This is a genomic window from Sinomicrobium pectinilyticum, assembly GCF_003725735.1.
Taxonomy (GTDB): domain Bacteria; phylum Bacteroidota; class Bacteroidia; order Flavobacteriales; family Flavobacteriaceae; genus Sinomicrobium; species Sinomicrobium pectinilyticum.
The window spans coordinates 1-23821 of record NZ_RJTM01000072.1 but is presented as its reverse complement, the minus strand read 5'-3'; the positions used below and the strand labels follow the sequence as shown (position 1 = coordinate 23821).

At 44.7% G+C, this 23821-nt stretch carries 25 protein-coding genes; 14 read left to right on the top strand and 11 right to left on the bottom strand.

Annotation, left to right across the window (positions count from 1 at the left end; genetic code table 11):
• Window positions 1-166: 166 nt before the first annotated feature.
• Window positions 167-1915 carry an ATP-binding protein gene (locus ED312_RS10295; RefSeq protein WP_123216004.1) on the bottom strand — a complete coding sequence of 583 codons (1749 nt, stop codon included), beginning with the start codon at window positions 1913-1915 and terminating at the stop codon, window positions 167-169.
• A 502-nt stretch (window positions 1916-2417) separates the two neighbouring features.
• Here ED312_RS10295 and ED312_RS10290 point away from each other — a divergent pair.
• Window positions 2418-4214, top strand: coding sequence for a ParB/RepB/Spo0J family partition protein (locus ED312_RS10290; protein WP_123215927.1), 1797 nt, complete (start codon window positions 2418-2420; stop codon window positions 4212-4214).
• A gap of 195 nt (window positions 4215-4409) precedes the next feature.
• Here ED312_RS10290 and ED312_RS10285 read toward each other — a convergent pair whose 3' ends face one another.
• The 3 genes from ED312_RS10285 to ED312_RS10275 all read right to left on the bottom strand — a co-directional run bounded on the left by ED312_RS10285 (window position 4410) and on the right by ED312_RS10275 (window position 6114).
• Complete coding sequence (locus ED312_RS10285; RefSeq protein ID WP_123215926.1) at window positions 4410-4691, bottom strand: hypothetical protein; 282 nt, start codon at window positions 4689-4691, stop codon at window positions 4410-4412.
• 209 nt (window positions 4692-4900) lie between these two features.
• Window positions 4901-5344 (bottom strand): hypothetical protein, encoded by a 444-nt coding sequence (locus ED312_RS10280; RefSeq protein WP_123215925.1) that lies wholly within the window; start codon window positions 5342-5344, stop codon window positions 4901-4903.
• A 14-nt stretch (window positions 5345-5358) separates the two neighbouring features.
• Window positions 5359-6114 carry an SOS response-associated peptidase gene (locus tag ED312_RS10275; RefSeq protein WP_123215924.1) on the bottom strand — a complete coding sequence of 252 codons (756 nt, stop codon included), beginning with the start codon at window positions 6112-6114 and terminating at the stop codon, window positions 5359-5361.
• A gap of 118 nt (window positions 6115-6232) precedes the next feature.
• Between ED312_RS10275 and dinB the strand changes: the two genes are divergently transcribed.
• Both dinB and ED312_RS10265 read left to right on the top strand, forming a co-directional pair.
• The gene (gene dinB / locus ED312_RS10270; protein ID WP_123215923.1) at window positions 6233-7447 is read left to right on the top strand and encodes a DNA polymerase IV; all 1215 of its coding nucleotides are present in this window, start codon (window positions 6233-6235) and stop codon (window positions 7445-7447) included.
• Window positions 7447-10428, top strand: coding sequence for a DNA polymerase III subunit alpha (locus ED312_RS10265; protein ID WP_123215922.1), 2982 nt, complete (start codon window positions 7447-7449; stop codon window positions 10426-10428). Before dinB ends, ED312_RS10265 begins: the two co-directional genes overlap by 1 nt.
• 150 nt (window positions 10429-10578) lie before the next feature.
• On the opposite strand, the gene ED312_RS10260 is transcribed toward ED312_RS10265, so the two are convergent.
• From ED312_RS10260 to ED312_RS10235, 6 genes are all read right to left on the bottom strand, one after another.
• On the bottom strand, window positions 10579-11145 hold the full coding sequence (locus ED312_RS10260) for a hypothetical protein (protein WP_123215921.1): 567 nt from the start codon (window positions 11143-11145) through the stop codon (window positions 10579-10581).
• Between the two features lie 139 nt (window positions 11146-11284).
• Window positions 11285-12343 (bottom strand): phosphoadenosine phosphosulfate reductase domain-containing protein, encoded by a 1059-nt coding sequence (locus ED312_RS10255; RefSeq protein ID WP_123215920.1) that lies wholly within the window; start codon window positions 12341-12343, stop codon window positions 11285-11287.
• A gap of 4 nt (window positions 12344-12347) precedes the next feature.
• Window positions 12348-13001, bottom strand: a complete 654-nt coding sequence (locus ED312_RS10250; protein WP_123215919.1) for a hypothetical protein — start codon at window positions 12999-13001, stop codon at window positions 12348-12350.
• A 199-nt stretch (window positions 13002-13200) separates the two neighbouring features.
• Window positions 13201-13452: a hypothetical protein gene (locus tag ED312_RS10245; protein WP_123215918.1), complete on the bottom strand. Its 252-nt coding sequence runs from the start codon at window positions 13450-13452 to the stop codon at window positions 13201-13203.
• 49 nt (window positions 13453-13501) lie between these two features.
• Window positions 13502-14035 (bottom strand): hypothetical protein, encoded by a 534-nt coding sequence (locus tag ED312_RS10240; protein WP_123215917.1) that lies wholly within the window; start codon window positions 14033-14035, stop codon window positions 13502-13504.
• 80 nt (window positions 14036-14115) lie between these two features.
• Window positions 14116-14367: a hypothetical protein gene (locus ED312_RS10235; protein WP_123215916.1), complete on the bottom strand. Its 252-nt coding sequence runs from the start codon at window positions 14365-14367 to the stop codon at window positions 14116-14118.
• A 487-nt stretch (window positions 14368-14854) separates the two neighbouring features.
• On the opposite strand from ED312_RS10235, the gene ED312_RS10225 reads away from it, so the two are divergent.
• The 3 genes from ED312_RS10225 (at window position 14855) to ED312_RS10215 (ending at window position 18005) form a co-directional block, all read left to right on the top strand.
• Window positions 14855-15418 (top strand): hypothetical protein, encoded by a 564-nt coding sequence (locus tag ED312_RS10225; RefSeq protein WP_123215914.1) that lies wholly within the window; start codon window positions 14855-14857, stop codon window positions 15416-15418.
• Window positions 15419-15667: 249 nt separating this feature from the next.
• Window positions 15668-16669: a S41 family peptidase gene (locus tag ED312_RS10220; RefSeq protein WP_123215913.1), complete on the top strand. Its 1002-nt coding sequence runs from the start codon at window positions 15668-15670 to the stop codon at window positions 16667-16669.
• A 499-nt stretch (window positions 16670-17168) separates the two neighbouring features.
• Window positions 17169-18005, top strand: a complete 837-nt coding sequence (locus ED312_RS10215; RefSeq protein WP_123215912.1) for a DUF932 domain-containing protein — start codon at window positions 17169-17171, stop codon at window positions 18003-18005.
• Between the two features lie 24 nt (window positions 18006-18029).
• Here ED312_RS10215 and ED312_RS10210 read toward each other — a convergent pair whose 3' ends face one another.
• Window positions 18030-18209, bottom strand: coding sequence for a hypothetical protein (locus ED312_RS10210; RefSeq protein ID WP_123215911.1), 180 nt, complete (start codon window positions 18207-18209; stop codon window positions 18030-18032).
• A 40-nt stretch (window positions 18210-18249) separates the two neighbouring features.
• Here ED312_RS10210 and ED312_RS10205 point away from each other — a divergent pair, with 40 nt between their 5' ends.
• From ED312_RS10205 to ED312_RS10170, 8 genes are all read left to right on the top strand, one after another.
• On the top strand, window positions 18250-18927 hold the full coding sequence (locus tag ED312_RS10205) for a DUF1281 family ferredoxin-like fold protein (protein ID WP_123215910.1): 678 nt from the start codon (window positions 18250-18252) through the stop codon (window positions 18925-18927).
• A 167-nt stretch (window positions 18928-19094) separates the two neighbouring features.
• The gene (locus ED312_RS10200) at window positions 19095-20099 is read left to right on the top strand and encodes an SDR family NAD(P)-dependent oxidoreductase (protein ID WP_123215909.1); all 1005 of its coding nucleotides are present in this window, start codon (window positions 19095-19097) and stop codon (window positions 20097-20099) included.
• Between the two features lie 19 nt (window positions 20100-20118).
• The gene (locus tag ED312_RS10195; RefSeq protein WP_123216003.1) at window positions 20119-20949 is read left to right on the top strand and encodes a helix-turn-helix domain-containing protein; all 831 of its coding nucleotides are present in this window, start codon (window positions 20119-20121) and stop codon (window positions 20947-20949) included.
• 2 nt (window positions 20950-20951) lie between these two features.
• Complete coding sequence (locus ED312_RS10190; protein ID WP_123215908.1) at window positions 20952-21716, top strand: methyltransferase domain-containing protein; 765 nt, start codon at window positions 20952-20954, stop codon at window positions 21714-21716.
• Window positions 21717-22497: 781 nt separating this feature from the next.
• Window positions 22498-22836 (top strand): single-stranded DNA-binding protein, encoded by a 339-nt coding sequence (locus tag ED312_RS10180; protein ID WP_123215906.1) that lies wholly within the window; start codon window positions 22498-22500, stop codon window positions 22834-22836.
• A 71-nt stretch (window positions 22837-22907) separates the two neighbouring features.
• Window positions 22908-23288, top strand: coding sequence for a DUF6876 family protein (locus tag ED312_RS10175; RefSeq protein ID WP_123215905.1), 381 nt, complete (start codon window positions 22908-22910; stop codon window positions 23286-23288).
• A 38-nt stretch (window positions 23289-23326) separates the two neighbouring features.
• Window positions 23327-23449 carry a hypothetical protein gene (locus tag ED312_RS24365; protein WP_262707132.1) on the top strand — a complete coding sequence of 41 codons (123 nt, stop codon included), beginning with the start codon at window positions 23327-23329 and terminating at the stop codon, window positions 23447-23449.
• A gap of 20 nt (window positions 23450-23469) precedes the next feature.
• On the top strand, window positions 23470-23667 hold the full coding sequence (locus tag ED312_RS10170) for a hypothetical protein (protein WP_072319335.1): 198 nt from the start codon (window positions 23470-23472) through the stop codon (window positions 23665-23667).
• Window positions 23668-23821 lie beyond the last annotated feature (154 nt).

Here is a 23821-nt window from a genome sequence, read left to right as displayed (position 1 = left end):
GCGTTCTTATACAAAATACAACCCACTTGCTTATTTAGGTTGTTGATCTCTATGATTGATGTGCCGAAGAAATATTTAAAGCAGTGGCACCTTATTTTAATCTCTCACCTCCTGTATATTCATTGTAAGACCATATTGTTTATAGTCAATCTTTAAACTAAGTGTTTTATTCCTTTTTCAATTCTTCAATCATCCACTCAAGTCTGTTTCTAGCAGAACTTATACAGTCGAGATAAGTCATATATTTAATATTGTCCTTAACGTCACGTATAGTTTTATCGATCTTTCCTCCCATTAATAATATATCTATTGGTTGATTTCCAAAATATTCCCCCAACTCGTCCATATATCTCTGAGCTTGACTTTCAGTGTCTCTAGTCAATGTAAAGTTTGGTCTTTTGAACTCAATAAGTAATAATCTTTTATTTGTTGTCCTTGAAAGGAATAAATCAGGACGTTTTTTTGGATTTTTTCCTTTATATTTTTTGTCAAGTAAATTGCTGATTGCGGACTTTAAGTTCGTGTCAGAAAAGAGGACAGAATAATCTTCACCTAAAACCCATGTGCTTTTCTCCAAAGCAGTATGAATATCTTTTTCTAATGTGTTAGAATTATGAATGAGAATAGATAATTCATCCAAATATCTCAATCGGTTAATAGCCTGACTTGTAACTATGCTCATTTCCAATAGTCCAAATTCAGAAAGTGCACTTGCAAACTTTTCAATATCGTGATTTTCCGTTTCTTGGATATTTGAAACTATGTCCCAATAATGGTCTTTTTCCATTGCAGATACCATAACGGAAATGACAGTATTTATCCGCTCTTCTGTTTCCCCGTAAAACTTTTCCAAGGTCTTATACAGGGCTTTTTTTGCAAATGGTTGTTTATATTCAGGTAGTTTTGCAAGTTCTTTATTTATCTTTCTTTGATATCTAGCTCTTGCCATTTTCATATCCGTAGCAAAAACTTCATCAACGGATATTTTTACACTTTTAGTTGTTTCAAAAATAATTGAATTATAAAGTTTACTATTTTCGATTATGGCCCCATGGTCGGCGGTTACATCATCTTCTAAATCATCACAAATTAATTCACCATAAATTCTGTTTTTTAATTTCTTGGGAACAATTTCATCATCTTTAAGAAGATTTTGGGGTCGTCCGATAATCTTATTGTTAACACGGGTGACAATTCCTGCTTGTTTTATCGGTTTTGGGGTTATAGTATATTTTAATATTGCCTTTTTCCCTTCTTTGGTAGTTATTTTTTTTTCAAAAGTTTTACCTGCCAAATCCTCAACTCCAAGCTTTTCACCATTTATGAATAATTCAAAGTCAGGTTCTCGTCCATAATCCCACATTAAAATTTGTCCGAGTCTGGTTGCATTAGGAAATTCCAAATTTTGATTGAGTCCTATAAGTGTAATTGTCGTTCCACGTTTCTCCTTATTACATCTTTCTGTTTCAATGGGTAGTGGCACTTTTTCTAAATCATAATTACCTTTCGCAAGTTCAGATTTATTGATTTTTAATGTGGTCTTTGTCCCGTTTGCGTAGGTTTCAACAACCATAATTTCCGCAACCATTAAGCCTGAAAATTTTCCAATTCCCTTTCTGCCTTTGACTTTTCGTTTTTTCTTGAAGGTTACATCTCCCTTTCTACTGGTACGGCTATTGGCTACATTTAAGTATTCTGAACGAACTTCATTTTCTTTCATTCCTGAACCATTGTCTGAAATAATAATATTTGGGTCAGGAGTAAGTTCCTTTGGCAAGGATATCTCAACTTTATCTGAGTCGGCGTCATAAGCATTATCGATTAGTTCTTTAATTGCATCTTCTGTCGAACGATATGTTTCGCCAAGAAGTTCAGCTAGTTTAGTGTCTACTTTGAAAAATGCCTTTTTATTCATTATGCCGTTTTTTAGAAGTACCTCAATTAGTTTATTCTGAAACATTATCTATTTATGCCTCACCATAGAACCTAAAAGGCATAATTTTTTATCTATAAAATTTATTGTAATCCAAATCCCTTTTCAAACCAGGCGAAGGGGGGACTTTTTACTGGAAACATCCAGTATAACCGGTTTTTACTTTAATAAGAATAAGGCTGTTAAAAACAAACACCCAATATACTAAATATTCCCAAAATGATCCAAAATGAAAACCGGAGTTTTATTCCATAAAAAAATGGGATATAGGGGCTGTTTTACCAGTATTCCAAAAGCAAAAACAGTACTATAAATATATGCTCATACAATATTCCCGAAAGGTAAGCTCGCAAACTTTTCTCGGACAAGGGACGGCATAAAGCCGTTCTTCCCTCACTTTTTATTCCGTTTCCTTCCCACTCCAAAAATTTGTCTTCCGCTTAGTGCCATCCTCAAATATTGTTTAACCATAAATTCATGTATCATGGAAACTAAAACAAAACAAAAGGTAAGCCGGAGAACCGCAGCTAGGAAAAAAACCAGCCCGGTCAACACCAAAACAAATGTGAGGAAGAACATTCCCCTACAGGTCCAGGACATGGATCTGGCATCAATCGCCATCGATCCCGACCAACCCAGGAAGACCCTGAACGGCGAGAGTCTCAAACAGCTTGCCCAAAGCATTACGGAATATGGCGTACTTCAGCCCATCACCGTCCGGAAGACTGGAAAGAACTTCATCATTGTGATGGGGGAACGTCGGTTTCGGGCCAGTCAGCTGGCTGGACTAAAGACCATTCCGGCCATGGTCAGGGAATATGCCGACAACGATGTCCTGGAGGTACAGATCATCGAGAACCTACAACGTAAGGATGTCGAACCCACGGAGGAAGCGGAGGCCATTGCCTTCCTTACGGATCGGTACGACCCCACGGAAATCGCCAAAAGATTGGGTCGCTCGGAAAACTTCGTTAGGCAACGGCTCAAACTTGCAGGCCTGATCGAAGGGTTCAAGGCATTTGTCCGGACTGGGGAAATGTCACTGGGCCTCGGGGTGGCCGTGGCGCTTTTTGAACCCGGGGAACAACAGATGATGCTGGAAAGTCTCGAAGGGAAGTTCAATGCCAACCAAGTCAAGCGGATGGTGGACAACAAGACCTTTGATTTGTCCAAGGCACCCTTCGACCTCGCCGACGACAAATTGCTCCCCAAGGCAGGGTCCTGTACCCTCTGCCCTTTTAATGCCGCCAACCAGGGCAACCTCTTTGGGGAAGGCCACATGGTCTGTACCCGCACGGCCTGTTTTGAGAACAAGAAGACCAAGACCTTGATGAACCTCATCGAAAGAGCGAAAAAGGAAGGGTTCCGACTGGTTCCCAAAATCAGGTACTATTGGAAGGACGAAGAGCACAACCAGTTGTTCATCGCCCATTTGGAAGAACACGGGTTTACCGTCCACCTTCCCGATGAACTGGAAATTATCGAAAAACCCGTGGAACCGACCCTGGAGAGCATCAAGGAAAAATACCACTACCGTGATCTAAACGAAGATGAACTACAACAGGAGTTTGACCATGCAATGCAGGAACACATGCTGGCACAGGAACGTTTCGATACCGCCTCAGACCATGGATTTGAAAATGGGTTCTTTGTCCACACCGATTCCTACCACACAGAGGAAATCTTCGTAAAGGTCAGGGAAACTGCCGATGAGGAAGAGGACCATGCCCTACCCCTGGAAAAACGTAAGATGGACGAATGCACCCCGGAGGAACAGATTGTAAAAATCAATGGTCGGGAGGAACGCAAAAAGGAAATCGAGAACAACAAACTCTTCGAGGAAGTGGTACAGATGGTACGCGATACCGAATATATCGATATGGACAAACCCCTGTCCAAGGATGAAATGGCCGCCTTTGCCATCTCCCTGTACCAGAACAATATCGGATACCACAATCAAAGCCAGTATTTCCAAAACTTCTTCGGGGATATGGGCAATAGGTCCAGGGAAGAGATCGTGGCCGATTTCAGGAAGGACTTTAAGGAGGCAACCCTCAACAGGCTCATCCGCCTACTACTCACCAAACAGGTGCATTTCGGGGAAAGCAACCATACCAATGACTGGACCAATATCAGTTTTTATTCGGCCATGAAGGAGTACCATAAAAAGGACATCGAAACCATCGAGGTCCGGTACGACAAGGACAGGAAAAAGCGGGAGAAAAGGTTGAAGGAGCGGATCAAGGAACTTCAGCAACAGGTCAAGGTCCTGAAAGGTTAGTCCTCAGCATGGGGAATATTAAAAGGGTTCGGGAAACCGGACTCTTTTTTATTTATTCACACAGGGAATTTTCTTCATACACAAAGGGGGGAGTATGGGGCTTTAATTCAATTGTCCAGGGAAACCTTAATCTACTTTTAAAATTACTTTTTTACTCGTAACTGTCAGATTAAATATTGACTAATTCAGATTACCTCAATTCAAACCATCCAAGACTTTAATGAGGTCGAGTATGGTGCCATTGGGCTCTATTTTATGGTCCATCCAATCGTTGAGTTCGTCAACAACTCCCTTCCCTGAATAGACCGTCTTGATTTCTCCGCTAAATGAAAATTCCTTTTTGCCCTTTTCATTGAGATGACCGTTCAATATTTCCATAACGGCATCGGCCGTTTCCGTGGAATCAAAAAGCAGGCTCATCAAGCGTTGCTTCTTGTAATGTATGGTCAATTCAGCGACCGTTTTTTTTTCATTCATATCAATCTATTTGTAGTGGTCTACCATGTTCCACGATCAGAAACGCCCGGCACTGTATGCCAATTCTACTGGGAAATAATGAGCACATTAAAAATACCAATAAGCGAATAAAAAACTCTTTAATATTCAGAGTTGAAACTTTCCCTTTGGACCAAGTCTAATCTTGATGCTCTACAATAGTCAAGGAAACTTCTTTTTTCATCTTAATATTATTTAACGGAAGCTTCCGGACAGAGACTTTTGGCCCTTTCGAATTCCTTCCATGTTTTTTCCCCAGCGTTATCTATGGCCAAAAACTCTTCTTTGGTCAACATAAAGGGAGATACTTCATCCTCATTACAAATACGCCATAGAACATTGCGTAGGCGGGTGCTGACCCCTCCCGGTACCTGTTGGCACCATTGATTGAGTTTCGAGTGGTTCCAGATGACAGCCCGTTCGAAAGCAGGGTCTGAAAGAACCGTTTCAATCTGTTCACTGAAGAATGGCTTCTTACAGTCCGGATCTTTACTCCGGAAATATAGCATGGTCATGAACTTTGTCGGCGACTCCACCGAGGTGACCTTGATATCTATGATCTCATAAAATTCCCCGTCCACCTTAAAGAACTGGCCTCTGGCAATCTCCGGATATGCCTTCTTTTGCTTTCCCATCAGGGTGTTCTTTCTCAGTACGCAATGGAAACTTCCGGGTAGTCCACCTTTTCAATTATTCCCGGATAGTTGGAATCCACACTCCTGCTGTACAGGTCGCGTGTTACCGGGTAAGCTTTCAGTTCCCCTTCCCATAGGTCGTCCTCCATAATGTCCTGTACATCGGATTCCGTGTTACCGGGATACAGCCAGGATTCCAGGTTCTCCTCATTGATGATCACGGGACGTCTTTTCTTTTCATTGTGGATCTCTTCAAACTTCGGGGTAGCCTCCTTGGTAAGCACCGCAAAGGTCCTGCGGCCATCCGCGGTATTGGTATAGATGCCCGCCAGGTACAAGGGATCCCCGTTCTTCCTGCTGAAGTAAAAGGGGACCTTGAAATCCTTGCCCTTGACCTTCACATGGGTATTATGGGGTTCAAAAAAGCCATCCACCGGGATCAGGCAGCGCTGCCGTTCCCAACTATACCTATAGATAAAATGATCGAAGAGTTTTTCGGATTTGGCATTCAGTCCCCCAAAGGTCTTGGGGTTGCTGAAATATGCCTTGTAATCCCGCTGGTTTTCCTTCGGGGGCATAATGCCCCACATGGCCGGGAGCATATTGTCCGGATCTTCCTGTCCAATGGTCCACATCACCGGGTGGCTCCATCCGTTGGCATGAAAATAAATGAGTTCCAGGTCAGTGTCAAGGTCGCCGTACATGGCCTTGACCGACAACAATTTCTCCAGTTCCTTGCGTTCCCTGGTCTGTCTGGTAGAGTAACACATATCGAGGTTGATTAAACACTAATAAGATAAGTAAAATTGTTAAAGTTTGGAAACAACGTTCCTTCTTTTGTAATTTTGGACATTTTCCAACTACTTGGAATATATCCAATTTTTAATGATGAGCACTACTATTCTCCATATGGACCTGGACACCTTTTTCGTGTCCTGTGAACGACTGCTGGACACCCGTTTGATGAAACGGCCCCTGCTTGTCGGTGGCCTTGGCGATCGGGGAGTTGTAGCGGCATGCAGCTATGAGACCCGGCGGTTCGGGGTGCATTCGGGCATGTCCATGAAAGTGGCCCGCAGGCTCTGCCCGGAGGCTACGGTCATCAAAGGCAATGCCGGCACCTACATGAAGTTTTCGGACAATGTGACGGAGATCATCAAAGAAAGTGTGCCCGTTTTTGAAAAGGCCAGCGTGGACGAGTTCTATGCAGACCTTTCGGGCATGGACCGCTTTTTCGGTTGTTACAAATATGCTTCGGAACTGCGGCAACGGATATTGCAGGAAACCGGGCTGCCCATCTCCTTCGGACTGTCCAAGAACAAGGTGGTCTCCAAAGTGGCCACCGGAGAGGCCAAGCCCAACAACCAGATGATGATCGATCTCGGCTACGAACGGGAATTCCTGGCCCCGCTCTCCATCCGGAAACTGCCCTCCGTCGGGGAAAAGACCTATGGCCTGTTGTCCAACATGGGCGTCACCACCATCCGTACCCTTCAGGAACTGCCCCTGGAAATGATGGAAAGTGGCTTTGGTGCACACGGACGTACCATCTGGATGCGGGCCCACGGACTGGACAACCCGCCCCTTGTCCCCTTCCATGAACGAAAGTCCATTTCTTCCGAGCGTACCTACGGCAAGGACACCATCGATATGGACAAACTGGAGACCACGCTGGTGGCCATGGCCGAGAACCTGGCCTACCAATTGCGGCGTGGACAGAAAATGACAGGCTGTGTCAGCGTGAAAATCCGGTATTCCGATTTCCAGACCTATACCAAACAGAAACGCATTCCCTATACCAGTGCAGACCACATCCTTATCCCCCTGGTCCGGGAATTGTTCCATACCCTGTACCAGCGCAGGATGCTCATCCGTCTGGTCGGGGTCAACTACAGCCATATCGTGGGCGGCCATTACCAGATTGACCTGTTCGAGGACAGCGACAAGCGCCTGGACCTCTACCAGGCCATGGACAAGATCCGCAACCGCTTCGGGGAATCCGCCCTGATGCGGGCCTCGGCCCTGGGTGCCCGTACCATCGGAAGGGGCGGGAACCCGTTTGATGGAAAACCGCCTATTTTATTGGCACATCGACAGCAATAATGTACCTGAACTGCCATACATATTACTCCCTGAACTACGGAACCTTTTCCGAAGCGGAACTCTTGACCCTGGCCGAAGCCCATGGGGTCCGGGCATTGGCATTGACCGACATCAACAATACCTCCACGGCCATGAATTTTGTGCGACTGGCCCGCGTGCAGGGCATCAAGCCCGTGGTGGGTATTGATTTCAGGAACGGCAATCAGCAGCAGTTTGTTGCACTGGCCCAAAACCATGAGGGCTTCCGGGAACTCAATGCCTTTCTGTCCGGGCACCTGCATTCGGGAAAACCCATAGCTTCCGATGCCCCGGCCTTTGCCAATGCCTATACCATCCATCCTTTCGAAAAGGTACTGAAAGAGGAACGCTCCCGGTTCCGGGAACGTGAATTCATCGGGGTATCCCTGGGGGAACTCCGCAAACTGCGCTTTTCCCATTACCGGAATGATCACGATAGACTGGTGCTCTTGCAGCCCGTCACCTTCAGGAACAAAAAGGATTTCAATACCCATCGGCTGCTCAGGGCCATCGGGCTGAATACCCTGCTCAGTAAACTGCCCCAATCGGAACAGGGCAGCCAGGACGATACCATGCGCCCCATTTCGGAGGTGGAAAGCCTGTTGGCCGACTTTCCCCATATCGTTGCCAATACCCGGAAATTGCTGGAGGACTGTACCCTTGATTTCGGGTTCGGGAAGGACAGGGTCTCCCAGAACCAATCCCGCTTCCTGGAATCGAAAGAAGCCGATTTCCAAAAATTGAGGGAACTGGCCGAAGCAGGACTGCCCAAGCGTTATGCCAACCCTTCCGACACCGTCAGGGAACGGATGGAACGGGAACTGGAAACCATCCGGAAACTGGATTTCGTATCCTACTTCCTCATCAACCACGATATTGTCTCCTATGCCCGGTCCAGGGACTATCCCTATGTGGGACGGGGCAGCGGGGCCAATAGCCTGGTGGCCTACCTTATCGGTATCACCGATGTGGACCCCATTGAACTGGATCTCTATTTCGAGCGGTTCATCAATCCCTTTCGGGCCTCCCCTCCCGATTTTGATATTGATTTCTCCACCTGGGACCGGGACGATGTGACCGGGTATATCTTTAAACGCTTCGACCATGTCGCCCTGTTGGGTACCTACAACACCTTTAAGTACCGGGCAGCCGTTAGGGAACTCGGCAAAGTGTTCGGACTGCCCAAGGAAGAAATCGACAAGCTGGTCTCGGACCGCTTTAAACACCATTCCCTGGATGAGCTCTCCAAACTGGTCTTGAAATATGCCACGTATATCCATGGGATGCCCAATTACGTCAGTGTGCATTCCTCCGGCATCCTGATATTGGAACGGTCCCCCCATTACTATTCGGCCACTACCCTGCCGCCCAAAGGATTTCCGATGGTACAGTTCGATATGATCATTGCCGAGGATGTGGGGATATTCAAGTTCGACATCCTGGGACAACGTGGACTGGCCAAGATCAAGGAGGCCGTCTCGATCATCCGGGAGAACCGGCCCGAAGCGGAACTGTGGGACATCAAAGAGGTGGAACGCCTCAAACGGGACCCCAACATCAACCGTTTGTTAAGCGAGGGCCGGGCCATCGGGGCCTATTATGTGGAGTCCCCGGCCATGCGGGGCCTGATGAAAAAACTAAGCACCCATGACTACCTGGGACTGGTGGCCGCCAGTTCCGTCATCCGCCCGGGTGTGTCCTCCTCCGGGATGAAGGACGAATATATCCGTAGGGAGCGGGAACCGGAACGCCGGAAGCAGGCCAATCCCATTCTCCTGGAGATCATGCCAGAGACCCATGGCATCATGGTCTATCAAGAAGATGTACTTAAAGTGGCCCACCTGTTCGCAGGGCTGGACCTGGGCGAGGCCGATGTCCTGCGCAGGGGCATGAGCGGGAAGTTCCGCTCCCGGGAGGAATTCCAGGCCGTCAGGACCAAGTTTTTTGCCAACTGTAAGGAAAGGGGCCATGATGCCGTTTTGACCAACATGGTCTGGGAGCAGATCGAGAGTTTTGCAGGCTATGCCTTTGCCAAGGGACATTCCGCTTCCTATGCCGTGGAAAGTTACCAGAGCCTTTACCTGAAATGTTATTTCCCGCTGGAGTTCATGGTCGCCGTGCTCAATAATGGGGGTGGCTTTTACGATATGGAGCTCTATGCCCATGAGGCCAAAATGTGGGGGGCAACCATCCTCCCTCCCTGTATCAACCTGAGCGACCACATCAATGTCATCCATGGACGCAACATTTACCTTGGGCTGGGAAACCTGAGGGACCTGGAACGGCCTGTCATCCAAAGGCTGTTGACCGAACGGCAGCTTCATGGCAAATTCCGGGACTTTGACGATTTTATCGACCGGGTGCCGATATCCATCGAACAACTCTCCATACTGGTGCGTATCGATGCTTTCCGCTGTTTCGGGGTGCCCAAAAAGGAAGTGCTCTGGCATGCGGTGTTCAAGACCCGTGCCTATGGCAAACGCACACCCCAAACACTGCTGTTCAAGCCCAGGCACCGGAACTTCAAGTTGCCCCAGTTGCCCTCCCACCCCATTGAGGATGCCTATGACCAACTGGAACTGTTGGGGTTCCCCTTGTGCGGGTACTATGCCCTGATGGACGGGGAGCCAAAGAGCCGATTGGTTTACCGGGATTTTCCGGACCATTTGAACAGAAAGATACTGGTCTATGGTGCCATGGTACACACCCGTACCAATACCACCTCCAAAGGGGAAATCATGCGTTTTACCACCATGCTGGACCTAAACGGGGAATTCTTCGATTGTGTCCACTTTCCGCAGGCCATGGACCAAACCCCCATTCATGGTAAAGGCATTTATGCCTGTTTTGGAACGGTCACCGAGGAATTTGGCCATTACAGTCTGGAAGTGCTGGCCACTAAAAAACAACCCCTCAAACCGGACCCCAGGCAAACCTCAGGGGCAATGGTTAAGACCAAATAGCAGAGGGAATAAAAGTATAATTCCAAAAAAAATTAGGACGACTAAGTTAGGTTTACTCAATATTAAACGAAGAAAAATTACTCCGAAGTTCAAGACCAAGGTTTATGTAGTTCCATTGTTACTATTTTCTTTAAAGCAATTTACTATTTACTATTTATGAATTCGATAATTATCTTGTTTGTTTACCTTCCTAATTTCACCATTTATTCTGTAGTCCTCATAAACTTGAGGTAACCAATACAAAAAATAATCAGATTTTTCCATAAAGATTTCGAACCACTCTTTCATATTTTTTAATTCAATTTCGCCCTTATTACTAAGGATTTCAAGTGAGTGTTGGAGTTTGGTTGTAATCTCTCCATTTTCCATATTATTATCTTCATTAAGAGTTTCAAAGTGTAATGAATGTGCAAATCCATTCCTTATATTGGCGAGTTGCATTAATCGAGAAAATTCATCTTCATCAATTATTGAGAGGCTACGCAAAAGCTTCACTTTCCCCCCAAATCCAATAATACTGCCATTTAATAAAACTTTAACAAAATCATATTCTTTGTCTTTTTTTGGTTCAAAATATGAAAGTAATATAAGGGAGCAGTAATATTCAAATTGATTAATGGTTACAATTATATGAGACCGTATTTCTGAGACATTTAAGTTATTTACATCACTCAGTTTGGTGCTTATTCTATCGTCTATTATTTTCTTGTCATCCATTTTATAAATTCATTTAAAAATTCAATTAGCGGTCTCCTCGTAACCATGGTTCCGTGGTTTAGCGGTTAACATTGCAAGTATATATACAAAATTGAAAATCCTCAAGGATTTTCAGAAGTAGGCGAGAACAAGCAATTACTTATAGCCAACTTTGGTGTAAGGCGTTTTTTTCTTTATATTTTTTATTGGATTTATCAATTTCCCAAAGTTCATATATCCTTTGGATTTCTTCATCACTTATCAAATTCAATCCGCTTACTTTTTCGGTTTGCAATAATTTATTTAAAATAATCTCTCGTCCTTCTAATGTTATTGGACCTAATCCTTTTACACCATTTCTTCTAAAATCACAGCGATATTTTTCATTATCCCTAAATTCCGAAATCCAGTTCCGAAATTCATATAATTCTTTTAATTCCGAATAACCATTATCAATTAGATTTCCCATTGATTTGTCTTTTCTGACAACTGTACAAGTCCAACATCCAAACCTTGAGTTACCGCAAGACGAACCTTTTGTTTCTTTGTAAGCTGGACATTCGGATTCAGCATCTTGGTAGATATCCCTAATTTTAGAGAAATCAATGCTTTTCGGTAAATCAGAGTATCTCAAAGTCAACCATACATCTTCTAATGTGTGATTAATAATTGGGCTAAAAATAATTTTACTTGATGAGCCATTTTGTTTCAAAAAATATTCGTTTGCCGTTTTGTGCTTTTCAATGGTTCTGTCTCTTTGTTCGCTCTCTGTATTTCTTATTCCAAGTAAAATAATAGCCTTGTCATCTTTTTCAATTAATTGTTTTACTGGATTTATTCTCAATTTGTCAGTACACCATCGGAAAATATTAGTTGGCGTAGGATATCCACGACCTATAACTTTAACAAAAAACCTATCGTTTAATTTTGGTTTAAGGATTTTAAACTTTAGAGGTATGTTATGTATAGAGCATTCTTTCTTTAAATTCTCAAAAGTCTCAAAAACGTAATCAGTTACTATCGGGTTTTCTACTCCAGTATCACAATACATTACAGTAACATCTTTGTGAAATTTATTTACTTTCATTAGAGCATTGAATACTAATGAAAGCATAGAGGAAGAATCTTTGCCACCACTATAGCCAATAAACCAAGGAATATCATTTTTTTGATATTCTTCAATTATTATTTCTATAGCTTTTTTATCCCCTTCAGTCATTAAATCAAATGTTATTTATCATACCATCAATTATTTCATCTACTCTTTTAATGTGATGTGTTTCAATATATTCGATTTGTTCATTAGAAAGTTTAATATGTTTCAGAAAAGCCAAAACGTGTCCAACTAATGAAATTAGAGATATTAGTATTAAAATAAAACCGCCCATCAGAAGTGGGTCAGCTACCTCTTTGAAAATCATAATAGAAACTAAAAATACTAATGCGAATAAGAAACTAATCAAAACTAAATCAGCAGTCGATGTCCAAATAAGACCATTGAAATAAACATTAGTTTGTTTTTTCTTTAAAGACTCATCATTATCAATTATATTATAGAATACGCTTTTAAGTCTATTATTTTTATATAAAAATTGCTTTTGTTCATCTGTTAAGCTTTTGGTGTATAGCTTAATCACATGGTTTTTAATATTCAAGTCAATTTTTTTATGTGAGAAGTTTGTAATTAAAAACCTTATGTCTGTTAAGTAAAATAATGTCCCAAAAGCAATTGCTATAAGAATTGGAATTGAATATTCTTTAAATTCTATTTCTTCGATTGATTGGCCTGTTATTATCCAATAATAATAAGTACCAATAATAACTCCAATTATACCTGGAATTAGTAGTCTTAATTTCTTTAAAGTATTTTGCTCCATAGTTTATTTCAAATGCCTTGCAACTAGGTTTATGTTTATGAGGTGTGGAGTGTCTCGGCACAGAACTCTCCTGAAAAAACCGGCTTTGGAAAATCCGCAGGACTTTCCAATTGTGGACTGACCAAGCCATAGCTTATATACGGTGTTACCAACCGTTTTCTATTCAAATTACTATATGCAGTTGGAATTACGACAAAAATTAAAGACTCTGGGATAAATAGATTTTTGTTAATTCCTTTGTGAAATTAGCCATAATTACCTTTATCTCACTCTTTAATTTTTCTTGGAAATCAACTGTTGTATTTGAACCTTTAAATTTTTCATTAAAGTTTATAAGCGGTTCTTCTAAATAGCTCCTAAAATCGGATTCAGATAAATTGATGTTTTTAGAAGCGGATAATACTCTATCACATTCATTGCTTAAATAACTTTTTAATTCTTCAATATTCATAATATTATTTGTTCAAATTATTAAAACCCACATTTTATAAAAGTCTAATTTAATTTAAACTATCTTTTAACATGACTTGTTCTTTGTTCAATTGTTGGACAGTAGTTGGTTGTTCTTTCGTGTAATTATTATCATCGACACGCCAAAATTCAAGAGTCAAAACAGTTATTAGAAAACTCAAAAAGGCGATTACAAAGCCAGCAATGATTAGTTTTTTTCCAATCCTAGATTCAAACTGTTTAAGTTTCAAGTCCAAGTCCATTAATTTGTCCGATTTAGCTTCTCGTTCAGCTTGTTTAATACGTTCGATTTCTAAATCTTGTTCAATTCTAGTAAATCCTCCTTTTTTTAAAAATGAATCTACTAACCCAGAAGGTGATACAGCAAAAGGCTCTCCAATTACTTTTTCTATCTTTATTAATTCAGGTTTTTCTCTAATAATTTCTTTAATTAAGAACTCTATTTCGTCTCTGTGTTTGTCTTTTAATATTACAGAAATTAAAGATTCAGGAGTAAAATATGTATCAGGATTTCTATTTGGATTCGAAATCATTTGTTGTAATATCAAATCTTTATCATTCATTTTTCAAATGGTTGGCAACTTGTTTATATTCTGAACTTATCTCAGTATAGACAGCCAATTTAGTTGGTCATGCCCAAGTTTTATGATTTTTTATTCATTGTATTTTCCAATTGATATGTTATTTTCTTAAATATCAAATAAATACTGTTAGCTAATGGCTCAATCCCAATAGGATTATAGAAATAATTGTTTATGGCATCGTCAAACCAATACTTCTTTTGTAAAACAGAATCCTTATTTAAACCGGGCGAAGAGGGGACTTTTGCTTTAACACCAAGCAAAGCCGGCTTTACATTTAATAAGAATATGGCTGTTAAAAAAACAGTTCCCAAGTTAATAAAAAACTCTTAAAAAAATCTAAATAATTTTACGGTTCCATTACCTATCGAAATAGTTTTGAAGAAACCAATTCCTCAGCCCATTCCCCTACTTTCCATTGACTCCAATTCGGGAAATGCGCATCGTCAAAATATTCTTGGACACAACCCCTTCCTTTTTGCTCCCGTTCCGCTTCCTATTCCGGAAAGGCCTGGAATAGGACACTACACTTCCCGGTCAGCGTCGGTCCACAAAAATAAAGGGGTTAAGTCCGCTTTGCCCCTACTTCCAATGGAACAATAGTAATTAAGAAGTATCCCACCATTATTTCCACAAGATAAACCCGGAAAATGTTTCCCGGACAAGGGACGGCATAAAGCCACTCCCCTTCCACCACCTGCCTAGCGGCAGGCCGATTTATTCCGTTTCCTTGCCTCGTTAAAATTTTCGCTTCCGTTTGCTTCAGCCTGAAAATAATGTTGAATCCTAAAAACAAGTATCATGGAACATCCGGAAATGCAACAACTCGATTTCGGCTTTGATTTGGAACCATTGGCACAACCCAGACCCAAACAAAAATCCCCGAAACAGGCCCAGTCCGATTTTGTCTTCGATTTTATGGATTGCCTGACCAGTCCCATCATCGTCTATCCGAACTCCTGGCAGAATGCCGTACCCAATCATCTGCTCAACGACATTACCCTGGCCCGCCTCTTGACCCAGATGCAGGGACAGCCGATGGCCTCCCTGACCGAGGTAGTGGCCTATATGATGCCCCGTACCCTTGAAGCCCCAATGCCCGGGGAATGGGCCAACATCTATACCTGGTGCGGACTGCAATACGCCAAGACCTTTAAGCATGCAGGGCAATTGGAGGCCATGGTCGAAATAGCCCCCGAAAAGCTTTCCTCCTATGAGGAGACCTTGCTGAAACGGCTCCGTATATGGATTTATGACAAACGACGTCTCGCCCTGAAAGAGCGCATGAAGGCAGATACCACAAAATCCGGAAGGGAGACCCCAGCTCCACAGCAAAACCTTTTCGACCTGCCCGATGGGGAATGAAACCTTAGACAATAAGTCACAAAGCTAGTTGTCGCAACTCATAACCGTCAAAGCAACAATAAATTTGCTTCATGATTTTAAGGACAGCTTATTTCATAAAAACCATTTTATCCAAAGTAAGCCTATTTGCAACATTGATAATTTCTCTTCGTCTTTAAATAGGAGATTCCAATTTTATACCGGAATTTCTTGGCATAAAACTTGTGTCCGTTTTAAAGCCTTTTAATGGTTCAACCTTAACAGAGAAAAATGAAATTCCAATGTATCATCATATGTATGTTTGCTACCTCAATTGCAGCATACACCCAAAGTGGGAATTTGACCAATGCCCATAAAAAAGAAATCATCGACTCCATCAACTATCAATTGAAGGATAAATACGTGCTTGAAAAAATGGCTGACTTAATGGCCAAAGATTTACTCAAAAGACACAAACGCGGTGAATACAAAACGATTACAGACAAAACCGTTTTTGCCGACTCACTGAAAAGCCATTTGTTCACGGTCAGCAGGGATAAACATATTGGTGTTGCTTATGATGAAGAAAAAGCGGCACGATTGAGAAGTCCTTCAAAAAAAGAGGACCCGGCCGAAAAATTCAATAGGGTCAATGAACGGGTACGGAAGTTCAATTATGGGTTTGAAGAGTTGAAAATTTTGGAAAACAATATCGGTTATATTAAAATAACCGCTTTTGCACCGACCCTATATGGAGGGAAAACAGCATCTTCAGCAATGCAATTTGTTTCCAATTGTGATGCACTCATTTTCGATTTGAGAAATAATTTTGGTGGGGACCCGACAATGATTCAGCTCTTAATAAGCTATTTGTACTCGGATGAACCGGTACATCTAATCGACTTCTATCATAAGAAAGAAAACACAACTACCCAATCCTGGACCTTACCTTATGTAGATGGGGAAAGAATGCCAAATGTTCCTGTCTATGTCCTGACAGACCATAAGACGATTTCTGCCGGGGAAGAGTTCGCCTACGACCTTAAAAACCTCGGCCGGGCAACCATTGTAGGGGAAACCACTGCCGGTGCCGCCAATTTTGGGGAAGAGTTCAATTCATCAGGAAATTTTATCGTATGGGTCCCCACGGGAAAAGCCATCAGTCCAATTACAAAGACCAATTGGGAAGGGAAAGGAGTTGAACCAAATGTAAAGGTAAAAGCCAATGAAGCGCTGGATACTGCTTATAAACTAGCACTCGAAAAAATAAATCCCAACTTGAAAAGCCATTAAGGGAAATCTTGTCCTCCTTACTATTGAAGCCGAAGAAATTCTCACTGGACACGATAACTGGACCAATGGCGGATTTCACATTTCCACGCTCGGGTTGCCAGTCAGCGCAACTCTTATCTTCCAATAACATACGTCAGAAGCGCAGGATACCTTTGGTGCAATCAGAAATGGTTCTGTAAACCTCCCTGATCAGGATATTCTACCCAATAGAGGTTTCCAGATAGAATTTGAATTTCCTATTCCTGCCCTACCATATCCTAAAATTTGACATTAGTAAATGGCTTTAAGTACCATATGCAATAAGATGATAAAAATACCGTAGAACAAGCAAACCATCCAACCAATCCTTTGCGAAAGATAAACGTCGCAGCCCGTATCCGGACAAGGGACGGCATAAAGCCGTTCCTTCCTCTCTTTTTATTCCGTTTCCTTGCCGCTCCACGGCCTGCCTTCCGTTTGGGTGTCCTGCAAATATTGTTTAACCTTAAATCCATGCGTTATGTATTTAGACAAATTGCAACAGGACGAGGTCTTTGTACCGTCCGAGGTAAAGCCCCTCAGGGAACTTACCGAAATGGAACCCCGTAAAGGGCTTGAAAATGTCATTGTATCCAATGGCAAGATTGTGAACATCGTGTCCAAAAGCTATGGGCACATCCCCAATGAGCTGTTCTTCGCCAAAGCGGAACAGATGCTCATCGATGCCAAACTGACCTATCACCGCCAGACCATCAACCGCTCGGACCGCAGCTTCAGTATGGACTTTATCCTTTCCGACAGTACCCAGTTCTCCGTGGGCAACAAGGCGGACACCATCCTGCCATTGCTCCGGTTCACCAATTCCTACGATGGCAGTGAGCGTACCTCGGGCCACTTCGGCTTCTACCGTATGGTATGTTCCAACGGCCTGCACGTGGTACAGTCGGAGATTGCCTTTTCCATCAAGCACAGTACCAATGGCGTGCACCTTATCATGCCGGAACTGGAAGGGCTCTTCCGCAGGTTCCTCGACAACGAGTTTTACACCATCTCCGGTAGCTTTGGCCGTATGATGGCCGTGGAACTCATGGACACCCATCAATTCGTCAGGGAAGTGTTGGAGCGTACCAAACTCTTCCGCTTTGAGTGCAGCGATAAGAACGATGCCCCGTCCAAAAAGGCCAGGGAGGTTCTTGATATCCTGCACAACGAATCCATGGCCATGGGGGTCACCCCAAACCTATGGCTGGGCTACAATGCCTTCAACGCCGTGCTGCACCGTACCCTGAAACGCAGCTTTTCACGACAGGAACGCCTGGACAGGCAACTCTTCCAGGAAATCCATGATATGGCCTAAAGGCCGGGGGGCCGCTCCGGTATCCTATACTCCGGGGTGGCCCTTTCCTTCTCCTTCCTGCTCGCATTTCCTGACCGTTGTAGCATGAACGCATTTTAAAAGGCCTCCTGTAGGTTTCATGGCAAACCTACGGCCCGCACCGACACACCATTTCGACAGGCTCATGGCTTTATCGGCATGGACGGCCCGTCTTCCCGGTTGCATGAAATCTTCAGGTTATGTAACCTTTTAAATCCTTTATATCATGGCAAATTCATGTTACAATTCCATCAGCATCACCGGAAATGAAACGGAGCTCGATACGCTCCATCGGCTCCTGACCAAAGAGAAAGACAATATTGACTTTGAGCATGTCCTCGACAGGGAGATTCCCTTTGAAAACATCTATGAGGTCGTTGGCACCAAATGGTTCACCCCTGACATTACATTTCAGGACAAAGTGTTGAAACTTACCGGGGACAGTGCCTGGTCACCGCCCGTACCGCTATTCGAGAGTCTCGCCAAGACCTATCCCTCACTGCACATCACCATGGACTTTGAGGAACTCGGCATGTGCTTCGGCGGCAGGTTGGAAATCGACCATAAGGGGACCAATATCATTTTCCAGGGCAATTATTGGCAGTACATGGCCTTTCTCGATTACGAAAGCTTCCTTCAGGAGGCTACCCTGGAACTGCAATGCCAAATCGAGACCAGCGAATTGACCACGGTATCCCAACTGGGACAAATGCGCCTGTACCAATGTGTCGCCGAACCCGACCGTCCCAAATTGCTCAAACAACTGTTGGAACTCACGGGCATGGGACTGTACGCCGTTACCTTTGAAAAAAATCCGCATATCGAGGAACGCATTTTTGCCACATGCCCTGAAGACATCAAGGAACAGGCTCCCAATGCCCAGGTCAAACGGGTGGAACCCTAGTTGAACGAAATACACTAAAATGGATCCCGGTACTTCGGTTTCGGGAGTTTTTTGGCTTTGGGTCCACTGCACAAAAAACGACCTTTTGAACAAAGTGTTTTCGGACGTTTGAGCAAAGTTCCCCATAATCAACGCCCCTATCTTTGTTCCATCAAAAAATCTAAAAAATGGAACACAATAATTATCAGGGGACCCTGCAACGCCCCATCGGTTCAGGCTTCAACGCAAAATCTACCACTAACGAGGTCATCCGGGGCATTGACCTGAACGGGAAAACGGCCATTGTGACCGGAGGGAATACGGGTATCGGACTGGAAACGGTCAGGACACTGTCAAGTGCCGGGGCCTGCGTCATCGTTCCGGCAAGGGACATCGATAAGGCAAAACGGAACCTGGAAGACATCGCAAATGTCGAAATAGAGGTCATGGATTTAATGGAACCGGCCTCCATAGACGCCTTTGCCGAAAAGTTCCTCGCTTCACAAAGACCACTCCACCTGCTCATCAACAATGCGGGCATTATGTGGGTGCCGTTGCGCCGGGACAAACGTGGCTTCGAATCCCAATTGGCCACTAACTATCTGGCACCCTTCCAGCTCACCGCAAGACTTTGGCCCGCTCTTAAAAATGCACAGGGAGCAAGGGTGGTCAATGTCTCTTCCGGAGGGCACCAGTTCGCTGATTTTGACTTTGAGGACCCCCATTTCAGGCATCGGGACTATGAGACCCTTTTGGGCTACGGGCAGTCAAAAACCGCCCTGAACCTGTTTTCCCTCGAACTGGATGTACGGGCAAAAGAATACGGGGTCAGGGCCTATGCGCTTTGTCCCGGGGCCGTGGGCGGAACGGAACTCTCCCGGGAAGCACCGGCAGACCTGTTCCAAAAGCTGGGGTACACCGATGCGGAGGGGAATATCCTCCCCGAGGTCGCGGCTTCCCTGAAGACCATTTCCCAGGGGGCTGCCACTTCGGTCTGGTGCGCCACAAGCCCCATGCTGAATGGAATGGGCGGAGTCTATTGCGAAAATGTGGATGTGGCGCTATTGAGCGAAGACACTACCATTATCGGTGGGGTCAAATCCTATTCCCTGGACAGGGAAAGCGCAAAACGGTTGTGGAAATTAAGTGAAGAAATGACCGGGCTGGTCTTCGACACCGGCTCCAATTCGTAACTTTGTAGGTATGGAGGCCATGGACTATAAAGTGGATTACATCAATCCCGAGATCAAACTTTCCTGCTACGGAGGCAAGCTGTTCAAGACGGAGGCCGCCTTCGACGACCACTTGCTGGTATGGTTGATTTCGGGGGAGACCAGGATTATAGGTGCCGATGAAAACCTGGTGTTCGGTAAGGGAAGTACCTTCATGATACCACGGCACCTGCTGGCCACCATCATCAATGTACCAAAGGACGGGTTGCCGCACAAGGCCGTGGCCATGCACCTCTCCATAAATAGGCTCCGTGAATTTTACAGGGACAGGGAAATGACCCCAAGACCTGCCCCGGGCAAAATAAGGAGTTTCCGGGAGCATCCCCTTTTACGGAGTTGCATGGCATCGCTCATTCCCTATTTTGAAATGCAGGGAACTTTTCCGGGGGACATTGCCTCATTGAAAATCAACGAGGCCATCAGTATCCTCAGGAATATTGACCCCGGGATTGACCATGTACTGGCCAATTTTGAGGAACCCCATAAAATAGACCTGGCGGCCTTTATGGAAAGGAATTTTATGTTCAACATGCCGCTGGAGAAATTCAGCTACCTCACCGGGAGGAGCCTGACCACATTCAAAAGGGATTTCCACAAGGCCTTTGGCACTACACCACAGCGGTGGCTGACGCACAAACGCCTGGAAAGGGCCCATTACCTGTTTACCGAAAACCAAAGGAGGCCCGTCGAGGTGTGTTATGAAACGGGCTTTGAGAACCTGTCCCATTTTTCCTTTGCCTTCAAAAAACAATATGGCTATGCGCCCACCCAGTTGCTGGCCAGATTGGACAATACATCAAAATCACATTGAATATGCCATGGAACCCGGATACATACAACCAGTTCAAACAAATCAGGTACCAACCTTTTTTTGACCTCATGGATATGATATCCGAAAAGGGATTGACAAAGGGTGTGGACATCGGTTGCGGGACAGGGGAACAGACCGCCATACTGTCCACAAAATTCGGAAAGGCCCATTTCCTAGGCATTGATTCCTCAGCGGAAATGCTCGCAGGTTCGGAAAAATATGCCGGGGGCAATGTGCGGTTCCAAAACTGTTCCATGGAGTCCTTTGCCCGGGATGGTTCCACCTGGGACCTCATTTTCAGCAATGCCGCCCTGCAATGGGCAAATGGACACCGGGAACTCTTTCCCGCGTTAATGGCGAAACTCCATACCAACGGGCAATTTGCCGTACAGATGCCGGTACAGAACGAAAATGTGCTCAATAGAATACTGCTGGAGCTCGTACAGGAAATACCCTTTGCAGGTTTCCTTCAGGGCTACCGGAGACTATCGCCTGTGCTGGGCATGGACGACTACGCCCAACTCATGTTCGACAGTGGCCTGGAGCAAATACAAATCATCAAAAAGGTATATCCCATCATTGCGGATGGACCGGATAAACTCTTTGATTTTATTTCGGGTTCTGCATTGATTCCCTATATGGAGCGCATGTCGGAAAACCAGCAAGAGCTGTTCGTCACCGAATTTAAAAACCGTATCCGCTCGGCCTTCAAATTTCCGGCCATATATGCGTTCAAGCGCCTGTTCCTCTATGGGGCAAGGCCATAGTTCCATGATGGCCTGTTTGGTATAATATCCCCAGTGGTATAACCTATTCCTTATTCTTATCCATGGATAAAATTTCCATATACACCGCAAAGTCTGCTCTCCGGTTAATCCGGAGGCAGTAATTTCCCCTTCCACAAAATCTCCACTCCTGTTCCCGGTTCCTGTAAGAGCTGGGAGGCCCACCGCATCATCTACTAACTACCACAGGGCAACGTGCCCGATGGTAGGCAGGTTTAAATCCCGTTCATCGGGGAATAATCCAATAAGGAAGTCCAAGGGCAGGGTTTCTTTACGCCATCCCTCTGGCAAGCCCTTCTTGGGGCCTTGCCGGGGCTGTCTGAAACCCCGTCCTTGGCCCGGCGATTTTAAGGGGTTCATAATAAAAGAAGCCCTGGTAGTTTTTCGGGGCCTCGAAAAACAGGGCAGTGCCCAAGGACTTCCAATCAGGACACCATTTGCTTTCCTCGTTTAACTTCCCGTACACTCGGACACAAATGGGTCGGAAGGAATTCCTAAGGCCCTTATGGAACCTGTCAAGGCCAGGCCCTGTTTTGCTCACAAATAAGGGCTCTACTTCCTTGTTATTGGCCCTTCGGCAAAAACTACGTCGCAGACACTCCTGATTTCCTCCCAAAAGCCTTGACCGAACCCACTTATTTTATTGTGCTGCGCACGGAAGAAGCAAACAAACACCCCCTTAAAATCTGGACACAATTGCACAGGGATACAGGGGCATTATTAACCCGTCTGCCATGAGTGCAGACCTTTAAATCCTTTTATTATGAGTACGTTGAGAAACAAAGTACAGCTGATTGGAAACGTGGGGCAGGAACCCACCATTACCAACCTTGAGAACGACAGGAAAGTGGCACGGCTTTCATTGGCGACCAATGAGACCTACAAGAATGCCAAGGGCGAGAAAGTGACCAGTACCGAATGGCACACCATTGTTGCCTGGGGCAAGACCGCCGACATTATCGAAAAGTACGTGAACAAGGGTAAGGAGATTGCCATTGAGGGCAAACTCACCTCCCGTTCCTATGACGACAAGGAGGGCGTAAAACGTTACGTGACCGAAGTGGTGGCCAATGAAATCCTCCTTTTGGGTAGTAACGACTAGAAAGCAAAGAGGGCGCAACGGGGGAACGGGGCGCCCTCTCTTCATGTTCAACTTCTAAATACGAAATCAATATGAACACTAAAGGTAACCAAATCAAGGCAGGTTTGCAACAGTTTTGCGGTACACAGACCCTTTACAGTATCCCCTTACTTCAGACCCGTTTTACGGACGGGCTCAAATTCCTTGCGGACAAGGCGGAATGTTACTGGCTCATCACCGATGTATCGGTGATCGCCAAGAGCCTAATGGCCAAAAGCTATTTTGTCACCGTGGACTTTAAACGGCTTTCCCCAGAGGAAAGGGAAGCGCAACAATGTGAGGCCACCATCACCTACGGGGATGGGAACGGCAACATATTGGAGACCCACCGTTATGGCGTGACCGATTTTCCACTGGATGAATTGCGCCTGTATTTTACGGACGATACGCTGATGCTGCCCACGGAGTACTAAGCCCGAAAAGGGGAGCTTCTCCCCTTTTCCTTTTTTCAATGCAAAATGTTGACATCATGGATGACAATACCGAAATGACGGAGTTTGAAATCTGGTTGGAGGAGCAACAAGACCCAAGGGACTACCCCGAGGGTTTTGACCCCGACCTGTACGACCTGTAAAACATCTTAATCCTTAAAAAATGGTCTATCTCAATTTTAGCAATCTCGATGCCGAGACCCAAAACCATTTGCTTTCCATTTCCAGAGAGGAAGTGGAGAGCCGTTACGGGGAGCAATTGCGCACCTATGCCGAATGCCATTATCTCGATTATGACGAACTCGTGGAACAGGAAGCCATCCGCAACCTGTACACCTACGATTATGTGTTCAATATGTGAACACGACGGACACCACCCAAGACCCTTGCCATCCCAAGGGTCTTTTTTTGTTCCTATTTGATTTTTGGGAGGATCGAACGCCCAAAAATCAACCGGGGTCACGCCTGCCTGCCAAGGCCGTGGCATTCCGAATGAAACCCTATCCCTTATTTGA

What these genes read in the sequence shown, in the direction of transcription:
- ED312_RS10260 (WP_123215921.1), bottom strand. Translation starts at nt 11,145, where the DNA reads ATGGATGACAAGAAAATAATAGACGATAGAATAAGCACCAAACTGAGT.
- ED312_RS10285 (WP_123215926.1), bottom strand. Translation starts at nt 4,691, where the DNA reads ATGAATGAAAAAAAAACGGTCGCTGAATTGACCATACATTACAAGAAG.
- dinB (WP_123215923.1), top strand. Translation starts at nt 6,233, where the DNA reads ATGAGCACTACTATTCTCCATATGGACCTGGACACCTTTTTCGTGTCC.
- ED312_RS10220 (WP_123215913.1), top strand. Translation starts at nt 15,668, where the DNA reads ATGAAATTCCAATGTATCATCATATGTATGTTTGCTACCTCAATTGCA.
- ED312_RS10225 (WP_123215914.1), top strand. Translation starts at nt 14,855, where the DNA reads ATGGAACATCCGGAAATGCAACAACTCGATTTCGGCTTTGATTTGGAA.
- ED312_RS10275 (WP_123215924.1), bottom strand. Translation starts at nt 6,114, where the DNA reads ATGTGTTACTCTACCAGACAGACCAGGGAACGCAAGGAACTGGAGAAA.
- ED312_RS10170 (WP_072319335.1), top strand. Translation starts at nt 23,470, where the DNA reads ATGGTCTATCTCAATTTTAGCAATCTCGATGCCGAGACCCAAAACCAT.
- ED312_RS10295 (WP_123216004.1), bottom strand. Translation starts at nt 1,915, where the DNA reads ATGAATAAAAAGGCATTTTTCAAAGTAGACACTAAACTAGCTGAACTT.
- ED312_RS10210 (WP_123215911.1), bottom strand. Translation starts at nt 18,209, where the DNA reads ATGCAACCGGGAAGACGGGCCGTCCATGCCGATAAAGCCATGAGCCTG.
- ED312_RS10205 (WP_123215910.1), top strand. Translation starts at nt 18,250, where the DNA reads ATGGCAAATTCATGTTACAATTCCATCAGCATCACCGGAAATGAAACG.
- ED312_RS10200 (WP_123215909.1), top strand. Translation starts at nt 19,095, where the DNA reads ATGGAACACAATAATTATCAGGGGACCCTGCAACGCCCCATCGGTTCA.
- ED312_RS10245 (WP_123215918.1), bottom strand. Translation starts at nt 13,452, where the DNA reads ATGAATATTGAAGAATTAAAAAGTTATTTAAGCAATGAATGTGATAGA.
- ED312_RS10195 (WP_123216003.1), top strand. Translation starts at nt 20,119, where the DNA reads ATGGACTATAAAGTGGATTACATCAATCCCGAGATCAAACTTTCCTGC.
- ED312_RS10255 (WP_123215920.1), bottom strand. Translation starts at nt 12,343, where the DNA reads ATGACTGAAGGGGATAAAAAAGCTATAGAAATAATAATTGAAGAATAT.
- ED312_RS10280 (WP_123215925.1), bottom strand. Translation starts at nt 5,344, where the DNA reads ATGGGAAAGCAAAAGAAGGCATATCCGGAGATTGCCAGAGGCCAGTTC.
- ED312_RS10190 (WP_123215908.1), top strand. Translation starts at nt 20,952, where the DNA reads ATGCCATGGAACCCGGATACATACAACCAGTTCAAACAAATCAGGTAC.
- ED312_RS10215 (WP_123215912.1), top strand. Translation starts at nt 17,169, where the DNA reads ATGTATTTAGACAAATTGCAACAGGACGAGGTCTTTGTACCGTCCGAG.
- ED312_RS10175 (WP_123215905.1), top strand. Translation starts at nt 22,908, where the DNA reads ATGAACACTAAAGGTAACCAAATCAAGGCAGGTTTGCAACAGTTTTGC.
- ED312_RS10265 (WP_123215922.1), top strand. Translation starts at nt 7,447, where the DNA reads ATGTACCTGAACTGCCATACATATTACTCCCTGAACTACGGAACCTTT.
- ED312_RS10240 (WP_123215917.1), bottom strand. Translation starts at nt 14,035, where the DNA reads ATGAATGATAAAGATTTGATATTACAACAAATGATTTCGAATCCAAAT.
- ED312_RS10180 (WP_123215906.1), top strand. Translation starts at nt 22,498, where the DNA reads ATGAGTACGTTGAGAAACAAAGTACAGCTGATTGGAAACGTGGGGCAG.
- ED312_RS10250 (WP_123215919.1), bottom strand. Translation starts at nt 13,001, where the DNA reads ATGGAGCAAAATACTTTAAAGAAATTAAGACTACTAATTCCAGGTATA.
- ED312_RS10290 (WP_123215927.1), top strand. Translation starts at nt 2,418, where the DNA reads ATGGAAACTAAAACAAAACAAAAGGTAAGCCGGAGAACCGCAGCTAGG.
- ED312_RS24365 (WP_262707132.1), top strand. Translation starts at nt 23,327, where the DNA reads ATGCAAAATGTTGACATCATGGATGACAATACCGAAATGACGGAGTTT.